Annotated in this window: 9 protein-coding genes and 1 pseudogene; 3 read left to right on the top strand and 7 right to left on the bottom strand. The window is 44.1% G+C overall.

The genetic code is table 11. The features are described 5' to 3' along the window. Positions 1-53: 53 nt before the first annotated feature. The gene (locus tag ACERJC_RS19885; protein WP_373672327.1) at positions 54-2,648 is read right to left on the bottom strand and encodes a fimbria/pilus outer membrane usher protein; all 2,595 of its coding nucleotides are present in this window, start codon (positions 2,646-2,648) and stop codon (positions 54-56) included. Positions 2,649-2,786: 138 nt separating this feature from the next. Then, positions 2,787-3,368, bottom strand: coding sequence for a fimbrial protein (locus tag ACERJC_RS19890; RefSeq protein WP_373672328.1), 582 nt, complete (start codon positions 3,366-3,368; stop codon positions 2,787-2,789). Positions 3,369-4,098: 730 nt separating this feature from the next. Here ACERJC_RS19890 and ACERJC_RS19895 point away from each other — a divergent pair. Beyond that, positions 4,099-4,209: pseudogene (locus tag ACERJC_RS19895) on the top strand (recombinase family protein); the annotation flags it as partial. A gap of 373 nt (positions 4,210-4,582) precedes the next feature. On the opposite strand, the gene ACERJC_RS19900 reads toward ACERJC_RS19895, so the two are convergent. The 5 genes from ACERJC_RS19900 to ACERJC_RS19920 form a co-directional block, all read right to left on the bottom strand. Beyond that, positions 4,583-5,092 carry a hypothetical protein gene (locus ACERJC_RS19900; RefSeq protein ID WP_373672329.1) on the bottom strand — a complete coding sequence of 170 codons (510 nt, stop codon included), beginning with the start codon at positions 5,090-5,092 and terminating at the stop codon, positions 4,583-4,585. Positions 5,093-5,401: 309 nt separating this feature from the next. After that, positions 5,402-5,602, bottom strand: coding sequence for a hypothetical protein (locus tag ACERJC_RS19905; protein ID WP_373672330.1), 201 nt, complete (start codon positions 5,600-5,602; stop codon positions 5,402-5,404). A 215-nt stretch (positions 5,603-5,817) separates the two neighbouring features. Continuing rightward, positions 5,818-6,402 (bottom strand): LuxR C-terminal-related transcriptional regulator, encoded by a 585-nt coding sequence (locus ACERJC_RS19910; RefSeq protein WP_373672331.1) that lies wholly within the window; start codon positions 6,400-6,402, stop codon positions 5,818-5,820. A 392-nt stretch (positions 6,403-6,794) separates the two neighbouring features. Continuing rightward, positions 6,795-7,220, bottom strand: a complete 426-nt coding sequence (locus ACERJC_RS19915; RefSeq protein WP_373672332.1) for a hypothetical protein — start codon at positions 7,218-7,220, stop codon at positions 6,795-6,797. Positions 7,221-8,226: 1,006 nt separating this feature from the next. Then, positions 8,227-8,826, bottom strand: a complete 600-nt coding sequence (locus tag ACERJC_RS19920) for a helix-turn-helix transcriptional regulator (RefSeq protein ID WP_373672333.1) — start codon at positions 8,824-8,826, stop codon at positions 8,227-8,229. Positions 8,827-9,439: 613 nt separating this feature from the next. Here ACERJC_RS19920 and ACERJC_RS19925 point away from each other — a divergent pair. Together ACERJC_RS19925 and ACERJC_RS19930 are read left to right on the top strand one after the other, a co-directional pair. Further along, positions 9,440-10,252 (top strand): winged helix-turn-helix domain-containing protein, encoded by an 813-nt coding sequence (locus tag ACERJC_RS19925; protein ID WP_373672334.1) that lies wholly within the window; start codon positions 9,440-9,442, stop codon positions 10,250-10,252. Next, entirely contained in the window at positions 10,249-10,740 is a 492-nt protein-coding gene (locus ACERJC_RS19930; protein WP_373672335.1) for a YqeJ family protein, read from the top strand. The genes ACERJC_RS19925 and ACERJC_RS19930 overlap by 4 nt, the downstream gene beginning before the upstream one ends. Positions 10,741-11,124: the final 384 nt, after the last annotated feature.

Below are 11,124 nucleotides of genomic sequence, written 5' to 3' on the forward strand. Positions count from 1 at the left end.
CTATCTGTCTGAAATTCATTGTTCTGTCCTGATCTGTTGTTTTTCGACTGCCGTTACCGGCAGTTCACGATAATTTTCTGGTACCAGTTATCCGGTTTCCGCTGTTCCTGCGTGGCTGCTGGCAGAGTAAACCGGCACTGTTCTTCCGGACGGTCACCCCAGACCACCCGCAGGTGTTCCTCATTGCGCGCATCCAGGCCACTCAGATAGGTCAGCCCCCGGTTGCCGACAATCCCGGCCTCTTCGCGGGAATTCCCGTCACTTTCGACATACACCAGCGCCCCGAGCGGAATTTTTCTGGCACTGTGCAGTTCCGCCATGGCCCGGCGACCAACCCGTGAAGCGAATTTCAGTAACACCGCCGCCCCTTCACTCGGCACGACTCTGCGCCCGCTCTCTTTGAGCTCCACATCATCCGCGCCGGAGGCATCCAGGCTGATGTCGTTGTAACGGTACGGTGTCAGCCAGGTCACCATGGCATGACCAAACATATCGGTTCTGGCATTTCCCGATCCGGAAACCCCAATCCCCTGTGCTCCCGTGGTGTCTACTATCGCCACCGTGTCACCCAGCATCGGCGACAGCACCACGCCGCCGCTATACAGCGTCACACCACCGCTCATCCCGGCCGATATCTGGTTGTAGTTGTTGCTGTGGCTCAGACCACCGCTGATATTCGCCATATTGCCGTTGTAGCCCAGGGTGCCGGACTGGCTGTATTTCCCCTGCATATCCCGGAGCACGTTTGCCGAATATGTCATCGTGTTATCCAGCGCACTGCCGGAGTAACCCAGCGACTGGCTGAACTCATTGTCCTTGTTACGCACAAGTCCATAGTTGAGTGAACCGTAGTTTCGGCTGCTGTCGTTTCCAGAACTGAGAGGGATGCTCACGGATAAACTGAGCTGTCGGTCTGAAAAGTCATCATCCCGGGTGTCCGTCAGCGAGAGCGAAACCGTGCTGCGGCCAATGTTTGTCCCGACGCCCCCGGTGACTGACGTGCTTTTATGATGGGTGCCGTAGTAGCTGTCCTGACTGACGGTCAGGTACAGACTGCCCAGGTCGGACACGGTCTGGTTAACCGTCATCTCCAGCCGGTTACGCTTGCGTCGCTCATAGCGGGCGCGTTCTTCTTCATCAAACGCGCGATCTTGCCAGCTGTCCCGCATCAGGTACTCCTGAAATTCGAGGAAATCCTCAGAGCGATACTGGTAACCGAGGATCTGTAGCGAAGTGTCTGATGCTTCAAAATGGCGGGCATACTGCACCCGCACCGCTGAGCCGTCGCGGGTGTTATCGGTGTCGAGTGGGTTGCGATAGCGGGCGTGAGCGACCTCAGCCGAGAAGGCGCCGATGTTTCCGGCATTCCAGGACACCCCGGCGGAGAGGGTCTGGTAATGATCAGATGCCAGCAGTGCGCTGCCGAGCGTGAAGTTTTCAAAACCGCGATCCAGCCCACCGGATATCACCACCGGTTCTCTCACGTCACGCCCCTGGCTGCGATACTTCCCGGCGGCCACGCTGTAACGTACCGCGCCCGGGCGGATCATGTCCGGCAGCGCCGTATAGGGTATACGGAATACCTGCCGCTGCCCGTCAGACTCTTCCACCGTGGCTTCAAGATCTGCACCGACCTGAGCGCTGTACAGGTCATCAATGGCAAACGGCCCCGGTGTCAGGGTGGTGCTGTAAATCACTCTGCCCCGCTGACGCACGGTCAGACGGGCGTTTGTCCGGGCCACCCCGCGGACAACTGGTGAAAAACGAAACTGATTGTCCAGTGACATCTTCTCGCTGGTCGCCAGAGAGACCCCGCTCAGCGGAACGGTTCCGGTCATATAGCCCGATGTCCGGGTGTAGATTTCCCCCACCTGCAACTGGCTACGCAGGGCGGCAATGTCCCGTGCCAGATAGCTGCGATCGTGATCCGACTCCCAGCCACGTTGGTCACCTTTGTAGAATGAATCGATACTGTACAGACGCCATGCGCCCAGCGACCCCACGCTGTTAAGGTTCAGATAGGCATTGCGGGAGATATCTCTGCCGGACTCTCCCTGCCCACCGCTGGTGTGGTCTGTTTTGATCCGTGAAGAGTAATAATAGCCATTGTAACTGGTGCGCAGGCTGGGCACGCCATGATCCCATTCCAGAGGGGAAATCATGGTGAAACGCTTTTTGTCCACCGCCTCCTGGGGGACGGTGATATATAATTTTTGTTCACTGTCTTTATAATGCAGTGCTGAGGCGGGGATATTTTTGTTCAGGTTATAGCACTGCCCGGCAGTCTCTGTCGCAACGTTCTCGTACAACTCCGTTTTAATCCCGAGGGTCTTCAGCATGGAGGTATTCAGGCATGGAAACGTTTCATTTTTGCCGTTACTGATAAATTCCACATCCATCTTTCCGGCCAGTTGATCGTTCACCATGATATCGGTGATTTTTAAACCGGGCGTCACGGCGTCTTTATAGATAAAGACATCCGCTGATGCACCGTTTTTGTCCCGATGCAGGTAGGACTCTTCAAAATGAGACTCAGCAAATGACTTACCGTGCATCAGTCCGCAAATAATAATGCCTGCGACGATACTTTTAATGCCGGTCTTTGTTCCGGGAATTAAGCAAACCTGCAGCGGCATTGATACAAACATGGCACTATCCCTGTACACCCGAAAATATCTGCCAGTAAGTGGCTCTGGTTTTATAACCACTCACTGGTATGAAAATCATTGTACTGCCCTGGTGAGAACCCAGGGCAGACAACGCGCAGCCTGAAACGGCAACCCCCGTCAGAAATACGAAATGATGTAATTGGCTGTTCCTGTTACGTCTCCAGCGGTGACGGTAGTGGTCAGCGACCGATAGGCCGCCTGGTAGTTCAGCGTTACCGGGCCGGATACCACCGGAAGAGGTTCACCTTCATCAGTGGACGGACCGCTGTTGAGGTCAATCTCAGTTCCGTCGGTTTTCAGGATAGCGATAGCGACGTTCTGCGCGCCACCCGGAGCGGTGTTACCCATGACATGGCTGTCGCCCGCTGCTGGTGTAGCAGTAGTGAAGATGGCGCGGACGCTATCCAGCCCCGCAGTGGCCTCGCAATCCTCGAGAGAAATAGAAAAAGGAGTATGACCGGCATACGTACCCACGGCTTCATTAAGCGTTGTACTCGTCACGTTAGGCAGAGTGACCGTTGCCGGGAGCCCCATGGCGCCACCCGTCGGGCCAGCCCCCACAAGGGTGGTGCAGGCGCTTGCTGTCACTTTTCCGATGAAGTTAATCGTGCCATCAGCAGCACTGGCATTTGCGCTGACCAGCGTCGCGAATATCGCTGCAGCCAGTAATTTTTTATTGATTTTGGTCGTCATATCCATATCAAACTCCTTGTATTACACACATGTTTGTTTAATCCCTTATTAGTCCGGCATTAAACACGAAACATGAACATATAGTGAGAGGCGTTATACCTCTGTCCGATAAAAAATCACCACCCGAAAATCGCAGATATAACGTAAATTATCTTATAAACATCTTCAGGTAATTTCGAATGCATATATTCGGGGATTTATTAAACACAATGCCATAACTTCAGAGAAGAATTAAGATTGTATCAATGCAATAATGGCTTGGTATCAAATCACAAGCGTTCTCACTCACGGGTAAACATTCTTTTGCAAGCAGATGGAATACCGGGCATCTTTGAAAGACTGATGGCAGATATAATCCTCTGATGCAACAAGTCCGAGGTGCATGTTAGTACAGTTCCGGGGTTTCTTGTTCCCTGAAAATAACCACCGTCAATGTTACTCATCCTTTATTGATATATTTTTATTTTACCGTACTTGTGGGCAAAGAATGTCACAAGCGAAACTGCAAAGACAAGTGTCGCATTTCATTATAGGACAATAACTTTTGTCGATGGGTTATTCTGATGCCTTCCCGTCACCAATGCTCCTGACAACAATCATAATTAGAATATATTCAAGGTGATTTTTCTACCAATGAATTGGGGTGATTTGATCTGAGATTAAGTCGTTTTTTCGAATGACGCATTTTGTACCTTAAGCTATAGGCAAGATAGACTGGCGCAGGGTGAGGTAAGGTGTGGCTGGGTTTGAGATAGACATGCTACTTGAACGTACATATTCAGGGATTGTTAAAGCAAAAACTGTGGGGAAGCGGTTTGGTCGTCCTTCTGTACTTAACGAAGAACAGTAACGTGAAGTGATTGATCGTATTCATTTGTAAGCCGGGTTAAATTGATTTAGTGAGCGTTCTTTGCCTGTTTTATGCCTAGAATAACTCACTAGATCTGCTGACCACTGATTCTCTGGAGTGAATACAACTTGCTTCAGTCGGTCCTCATATTGCCCCTTTGTTGGCTGGCCGATGCCCGAAAACAGAAAAGATTCTCCAGATATTTAATTGAGCATAAAAGCTGGTTACTTGCTCAGGGGAGAATATTTGGCGCTCTGGGGCGTCTGAATCAGAAACTGCATTATTTATGGTTTATGAGCCGCGGCGATCATCAAAATATGCCGGATACTTACGCCAGTGTGTGTTGACAAAAGACAGTGCTGCGGCCAACTCAATGAAATTGACCGTACCACGGGTCGTTCAACGTCGGGACGTACGGCCAGTCAGTCTTGCGTGGAAGCGCACTTTGCGCGGCCTTTGCCTCTTCTGGTGCGAGAAAAAGGGCACTCAAGTCGTTGCCACCGTTTATCGCGTAAAGCTGCACGTCGGTGCCCACAAGCTGCTTGTTTACGCAGAGGAAGAAAAAATAGGTAGCTCTTCCCCAACTTTCACTTTCAGTGCCAGGCTCTTCAGCGGAGTAGATGAGATACTCTTGCCCGTCGCATTGAATCTTGTAATCTGGAACGTCGGCATCCAATATCTCTGTGAGATCCGCTGGATGCGCAACGTACCTGGTGAGTTCCGGCAGTAGTTTCTGATAAGCGTCGGCAATACCCTGTTCGGCTAGGTTTTCAGCATCAAGCATGATCATCTTCTCATCGTCGAGTGGTTGAACGGGTATTTCCGCAGTATTCGTCCGTAATTTTAATTGTGAAAATAGCTTCGAAAAAATAGAACCCATCGGAATCCTCTTCTGTAAGTCGGTATTATCTTAAACGAGCCATATGAAAGATGCGGTCACAGCAATGTAGGACGCAAAGCGTTCAGATAGCATGTCGAACCACGTAGCAATACGGCGGAACTGGCAGGATGTAAACAGAATTCTGTTGTAGTTACAGCCCCACAACAGAATTTGTCAACGCGCCCTGGTCGCCTGAAGCCCTCTACACTATCATACTGATGATGCGCCAGTTGATCAGAGCTGGCGCTGATATCGACGTGAAGGGGATGGACGGAGACTTTTCGCCGGATTCGATATATCATTAAATGATTATAAGCGAATATTAAAGAGATTGGCTTGTCGCTCAAATGACAATTTTACTTTCTTTAGCGCACTTAGATAACCCGCCTGGTAGCTTTCATCCTGGAGCGTCTTTAACGTCTCTTTTTTATTGGTAGCATCAATAATTAAATTTTCCAGCACTTCCATGGCTGTAATGTAAAATAATTCATATCTATTTGAATCTTTCATACTGACACCTTTGTGTAATATATTCTCATTCATAGGCGAGTCATGGTTTTTATGACGACCTGCGAAGCCTTATTAAATAATGATATTCCCATAAGGGAAAATGACAACGTTCTTACATAAGAGTATTACCCGTAACATCCATAACCTCAGGGTGGAGATTGAACTCTCTGACAGGTTAATAAAAACACAGCTATGAAAGAAAACGAAAATGGATTCTATTTTCGTGGGATTCGGTTGATCGGGATTTTTATTTTTTTCTCAATCTTAGATTTGTAAGCATACACCGTCTTTACAGTTAAATTGCAAAATGATGCTACTTTTTCAATATCTGCTCCGGAGAATATTAATTTTAAAATGCTATATTCTTTTAGGGAAACAGAAGGTGTTTTTGCATTATCAGTTAATGGAATGCTATTAATAACTGAAGATATCTTTCGGACAATCTCATCCATATTGTCCACCGGGTAAATAATAGTGCCGGAGATACCTAGTGTTAGCATCCTCAGGTACCAGTAGTGGGCAAATGGTGTCATTTTTTTATCACATACTAAAATTAACCTGCAATTTCTGAATGACATAAGCCATTCCTCGATTATGATAGCATGGAAAGTCTGAAGAGAAATATCAACAAAAATAATATCTGTGTCACCCACATTATTCCGTGAACGTAAGGATGCAAGAATACCGGTTAATCCTTTTGCCAGCAAACTGTTATCGGCGGGCCATATATAGAATGGTAAATCCTGGATCATGTTATCATCAGACAGTTGTTTTACTTGTTTGCCACTAACTTCTATCATGGAACCCTCTTAATAAGAAACCAGAATAATGAGTAATATGAAAGACAGTTCTGCACATGTAACTATTACTGAGAGACGTTCTTTCTGGCGGAAAATATAAGGCCAATACCTGAAAGTGTATAGCCTGAACGTTTTAATAAGATCTCATTTCATTTTTCTTGATGAAAATAAAACGCTAATAATCAATGAATTCATAAAGTTAAAGTGATTTATATTTTCTTTTTCATGATAACTCTCCCGAAGAGAATTAAGTGTTCTCACAATAAATATCACCTTGCAGGAGGTAAGCAAACTCATGAATGAAATAGTAGGTAACTGAAGCATGGAGCACCGTAAAAACCATGGTTCATTCTCTGTATTACCCGATTGACACCCACATAATTATGACAGAGTTAACGTCGCTGCGGCATTCCATGCTGCGAAGATGCCTGATTCTGGTCCCACCATTTTGCCATCAGGGATTGTGGCGTCACAATGGCATGGGGATACGCAGAAGATGAGCAAACATTGGTCTGTGTTCCATCACTCAAAAACCTGAAATCAATTTTCCCTGTCATTGAGCATGACCAGGATTGCAGAATATTAACGTTCTCATTAGCACCCACATCCCGGGTGAGATTGTCACTACTGGTGACGGTAAAAGGTTGCTCAGTCGTTGTCGTACGATAAGAAGAAATCGTCCCTGCGTTAAATGTTGTGGATGGAAGAATATTAATCGCCGTAATATTTCCTATATTGATGACTGAGTTATCAATAATGGGTAATGCAGGGGTGAAAGTCACTGTAGGGGCGTAGGTTAGCCTGTTGGTTGTTGTCACTTATATAATCCTTTATTTAATATCAATCCTAGTAAAATATATATACATGAGTCTGTGTCAGGTATATGTATTATCCAGATATCGCGGAACCATTATGGTAGCCATTAAATGATGACAGAAGCCAGTCACCAATGGAATATGAGATTGTTAGCTAATAATCCGACATGTTCCTAAATTTACGGAAAAATTAAATATGTGAAACAGGTAAGTCTGAAATGCCGCAATCCAAAATAATGTTTTGAGCTACTGCTAGCCGGAGTGCTTGTCGCCTATAAATTTCAATATTTTGTGACTCCTGATACCGGAGTGCTGGCAACGTCAAAAAACAGTTTTTTATCGTGATCAATTCGAAGCACGAACGATATTTAAACAGATGGTGTATTTTATATTGACCTCACTACGTTTCAGACAGCTCTACCCTGTTTCATCCAATGCCATGCATTCGGGTATTCTCTCCGGCGTGGGGGAGAGGCATCCTTAGCGGCGATGCTGGTAGTACAGGATAGAATTCCAGTTTGTTCTGTCATCCTGCGAGTGCCGGAAGTCTCAGCTTTTCCACTACCATCCGGTTGGACAAAAACCAACGTCGCACATGTCCGCACGTGCTTCTCCAGGATGTGCTTTATCAACAGTAGTATCAATGACTGGCTGAACGACAGATCTTCAGACGGCCCGGTCATAAGTTCAGAAAGCAGATTCCATCGTCATAGTACGCCAGTAAGGCACCCGACATCGGCAGCTTTTTCAGATAGAAATCCGGGTACTTTGCTGCCTGTCGGGCATGTTTGTCGCTTTTACAAAATATACGTTCCACTGCTCCTCTCTCTGCTCTTTTTTCCAGGCCGAGGATAAAACGCGTCCATTCATCATAATTCCTGCATGGTGAAGGGCGGTGTTGACACGATGTATATTCAACTGACGAGGTTCAGAATGAACACTATTCTGCCACACATCGATACCACCAGGTTAGGTTGCTTCGTCCAAATAAAATATCTTTCAGCTATGCTTAACGTGGAATTCTGTTTATGGGTATGCTTATTTTTCTTTCGATCGATGATTTGTGTGCATAAATGGTTTTTACAGTTGAGTTGCAGAGTGATGCTATTCTCTTAGCATTAGCACCAAGATATAATAACTGTAAGATACTGTATTCCTTTAAAGAGATTTTAGGCGTAATATTGTCAATAATAATAGGTTGACCGCTAATGATTATCGTAATCTTCCGAATTATTTCATTAATGTTATCATGAGGGTAAATGACACCTCCGATGACCCCGAGGGTTCTCATTCTTAAGAACCAGTAATGAGCAAGAGGACTCAGTTTGTTATCACAGATTAGTATTAACTTACAGCCATTAAAGGCTTGGATCCATTCCTCCATGATAATTGCATGGAAATTCTGCACCGAAATATCAATGAATACAATATCAGCAGGATCCTGGTTGTTAAAATGGTCAGGTAGTGATGAAATGATGCTGGTCAACCCTTTACAAAGTAGATTGTTTCCTCCAGGCCAGACATGGTAACAGTTCTTATTACTATTATTAACAATTGAGACCGTTTTCTTATCGAATAAGTGCTTTACTTGCTTTCCACTAATTTCCATTATACGCATTCCTTTTCCAGATAGTGAAGTTGTGTGCGTCTTAAGAATGTTCACAAAATTTATATTTTATATTCTTATAACATACACTTAAGGAAGCTTGTTATTCAGAAAATTCCTCATCAGGTGGGAATAATCTCAATAATGCAGGGTGATGGTTGCGACGAACATAATGTTGTAGTTGATTTTCAATTAAAATAATCATATTGTAATTATAACTTTTTGAATTAAATGTTTCCTGAGACTCAGTGTCGATTTGGACAAGTGTTACAGGCGGCATGCATGATAAAACTTGCCACATCAGTCATTGATAACAACATGACAGTAATAAGTGTGCTTACATCATTATCATATGGTTATATTTTAAATATTTTTCATTTAGTTAATTAGTTTGTTGCAAGGATGGTGTAAATGCTGTTCTTGTGTATATAGTTATACGGCAATACTAACGTAGTTAAGTTTAATGCTTTACTGGAATATTAATAATATTGACGAGTTTAACATTGAGTATCAATAACTTGTTTTTTTTTAACATAACCTATCATTCTTTAAATTTATTAAGCTCTCCTAAAGAGTCGTTCATCCCTTCTGTAAGGGCAGATATACAGGAAAGAACATGACACAGGGTTTACTGATTAATGATGCCTTCGAGTTCTGGCCTGAAGATAATCTGCTGACTTCATGCAATGATAGAAAAGCGATTTTTCATCTGCCAACGCCAGCTTCACGTTGTTTTCTTGCATTACTTAATAATGCTCCAAATGTTGTTCCGCAGTCCATGTTATTTCAAAGTGGTTGGGATGATGGCGGGAAGCACGTCCCGCAGAATACATTATATCAAAACATATCAATCCTGAGAAAAGGGATAAAAGCAGTTACCGGGAGTGATGCCGTTGTTGTAAAAACCGTCCCTAAGATAGGTTTTAAAATTGACGGAAAAACTACTTTGAAGGAGATTACCACGCCAGATAATATCTGTGAAGAACTGCCGAGAAATTTTGAAGGACAACATTCAAACAAAATTTCTACTGAATTTTCGTGTTATGGAACATTTAAAACGTTATTCTGGCGTACCTTTTGTTTTAAATGGACTGTGTATGTCTATTTTTGCATTTTCATGGGTGTAGTTATTTCCTTTTCACTCGGACTATACAGTCAGGGGCCCGATTCTTGTAATTTCTTTGCTGAATATAAATTGATTGGCGAAAAAGATGGGTGCCATTATATGGGGAATTTTGACGCGTTATCCTGGCAGGATGCAATAAAGAATTCAAAAGTAAATCTTACTTGTGATATTTACCCATGGATTTATATTTCCGCACACAGAAATATGCCGACGCATACATTAATAAAATGTAATGAACCACTTACAACAAAAGATAAATTAAAATGTATATCGGTACATATCAAAGGGTTGAAAGCAGTATGAAAAGAACAATAGTGCATTCGGTATTTTTGATGTTAACTATCGGAATTATCGGCATGGCGATTCATTTAACCAGCCGTAATGAAATTTTCAGTTTTGATGATCAACTCAAAACGTGCTCTTCTAAAATGGTAATAAAGCATGACAAAGCGACAGTTGTCATTGAAATGACATTTATACTGAAAAATAAAGATAATACCGGTTTTATCAAGATTGAAGGTACAGAGTTTATTGATAAAAAGTTTAATTCCATAGTGGATCGCATGGTCAGATTTAACTATACAAAATCTGAGGAAAATTACATGTTCACATCTACTAAAATAAGGCGTTTGAAAAGTGAAACAATCTCATCTGAGATGGCCCAAATAGTATTACCTGCAATATTTACTGCTCCCAATGAGGAGATTTCATATTCTCTGATTTCTTTATCTGATAAGGGGATTTTGTTTACTCATGGTAACACACCACGATTCTTCTGTGAGTTAGTTTAATCATATTGTAAATGTAAATAGACCCGTTTTAGTTACACGCACTTTTGAGACTCCGCCCCGGTAGACGATCCTACCCTATAGTTTGAGCATAGGGGGAGCATATGGGCACACCACGATTTACACCTGAATTTAAGGAAGAAGCCGTCCGTCAGAGCATATGGGTGCTATTCGGTGGAAATGGTTGGATATTGATTTTAGCTCTAAGCCTTGTGTGGCGCGGGCTGTGTGGGCTTTACCAGATATGGTGAAAAGTGGTCATGGTGTCCCCTGCATACATCGAATTGGCATGGCAGGGGATTGTTAGGAAAGGGATTTTTCAGAAGTGGATTTTATTTTACCCGCAGTTTTACCCATCATGGCGATTCAGGAGCTTTTCTTTGAATG

Source organism: Citrobacter telavivensis (assembly GCF_041807075.1).
GTDB lineage: Bacteria > Pseudomonadota > Gammaproteobacteria > Enterobacterales > Enterobacteriaceae > Citrobacter_A > Citrobacter_A telavivensis.

What these genes read in the sequence shown, in the direction of transcription:
- ACERJC_RS19920 (WP_373672333.1), bottom strand. Translation starts at nt 8,826, where the DNA reads ATGGAAATTAGTGGAAAGCAAGTAAAGCACTTATTCGATAAGAAAACG.
- ACERJC_RS19925 (WP_373672334.1), top strand. Translation starts at nt 9,440, where the DNA reads ATGACACAGGGTTTACTGATTAATGATGCCTTCGAGTTCTGGCCTGAA.
- ACERJC_RS19905 (WP_373672330.1), bottom strand. Translation starts at nt 5,602, where the DNA reads ATGAAAGATTCAAATAGATATGAATTATTTTACATTACAGCCATGGAA.
- ACERJC_RS19890 (WP_373672328.1), bottom strand. Translation starts at nt 3,368, where the DNA reads ATGGATATGACGACCAAAATCAATAAAAAATTACTGGCTGCAGCGATA.
- ACERJC_RS19900 (WP_373672329.1), bottom strand. Translation starts at nt 5,092, where the DNA reads ATGGGTTCTATTTTTTCGAAGCTATTTTCACAATTAAAATTACGGACG.
- ACERJC_RS19885 (WP_373672327.1), bottom strand. Translation starts at nt 2,648, where the DNA reads ATGTTTGTATCAATGCCGCTGCAGGTTTGCTTAATTCCCGGAACAAAG.
- ACERJC_RS19910 (WP_373672331.1), bottom strand. Translation starts at nt 6,402, where the DNA reads ATGATAGAAGTTAGTGGCAAACAAGTAAAACAACTGTCTGATGATAAC.
- ACERJC_RS19930 (WP_373672335.1), top strand. Translation starts at nt 10,249, where the DNA reads ATGAAAAGAACAATAGTGCATTCGGTATTTTTGATGTTAACTATCGGA.